Below are 1,021 nucleotides of genomic sequence, written 5' to 3'. Positions count from 1 at the left end.
GGTGGGAACGGCCGGCACTGCTCCTCCATCGACCCTGGCGTGAGCACCGCACCCGCGTTCCGGCCAGGGAACGCAGGAGGTTGCTGCGGCGTCGTCGAGCCAGGTCTCTCGGCCGCTCTGGATGGTGGCGACATCAAACGGGACGGCGCCGCGGGTGTCAAAACGGCTCCGCGCTCAGCGCGGCGGGACCACCCGCACGGGCGTGCCGGCGGCGTCCAGGTCGACGGCCGCGCGCGGGCGCAGCAGCACCGCGCCGCCGCCCCCGCCCCCCTGCACGGCCCGCACGAACCGCCGCCCCGGGGCGGTCCAGCGCTCGCCCATGGTGCGGCCCAGCCCGGCCGGCGCGAACGTGCCCCAGTGCACCGGCACCGCCAGGCGCGGGCGCACCCGCAGCACCAGTGCGGCGGCCTGCTCGGGGTCCAGGTGGTGCGGGCCCAGGGTGTGCCCCCAGCCGCCCACCGGCACCAGCGCCACGTCCGGGGCGCGCCCGGCGGCCGCCAGCACCGACTCGGCGAACCCGTCGAACTCCCCGCTGTCGCCCACCGCCCACAGCAGCAGGTCGGCCCCGCCGTCGGCGGCGGCGCGCGCGCCGAGCACCCCGGGCACGCGCACCAGGTGCCCCACGGGCAGCGCGCCCGCCGGCGCCCCCGTCAGCCGCCCCAGGGTGCGCCGGCCGTCGTGGTGGGCGGGCAGCGCGGTGACCGTCAGCGGCCCGCGCGGGCCGGGCAGGCGCACCGAGGCGCCCACCGCGACCTCGGCCACGGCGGTGCCGGTGCCGCGCAGCCGGTGCTGCAGCCAGGCCGCCGCCCCCGGCGGCACCACCACCCAGCGCGCGCGCAGCCGGCGCAGCGAGGGCAGGTCCAGGTGGTCGTGGTGCAGGTGCGAGAGCAGCACCAGCGCGGGGTCGGCGGAGTGCTCCGGGTCCGGCAGCGGCGGGCGCCGGCGCAGGTGCGCCAGGGCCCCGCGCAGCACCGGGTCGGTGACCACCCGCACCCCGGCGGCGTCGAGCACGGCGGTGGAG

The 1,021-nt window shown here is 80.5% G+C and carries 1 protein-coding gene and 1 riboswitch; the gene reads right to left on the bottom strand.

Features of this window, described 5'->3' with window-relative positions; genetic code table 11:
- Window positions 1-22 precede the first annotated feature (22 nt).
- Window positions 23-128: riboswitch (SAM riboswitch) on the bottom strand.
- A gap of 46 nt (window positions 129-174) precedes the next feature.
- A partial coding sequence (locus GTR00_RS21595; protein WP_166613546.1) for an MBL fold metallo-hydrolase occupies window positions 175-1,021 on the bottom strand: 847 nt, incomplete at its 5' end.

Source organism: Kineococcus indalonis (assembly GCF_009906395.1).
GTDB lineage: Bacteria > Actinomycetota > Actinomycetes > Actinomycetales > Kineococcaceae > Kineococcus > Kineococcus indalonis.
Note: the sequence above shows the minus strand (reverse complement) of the source record. Positions and strands in the feature narration are given on the sequence as shown.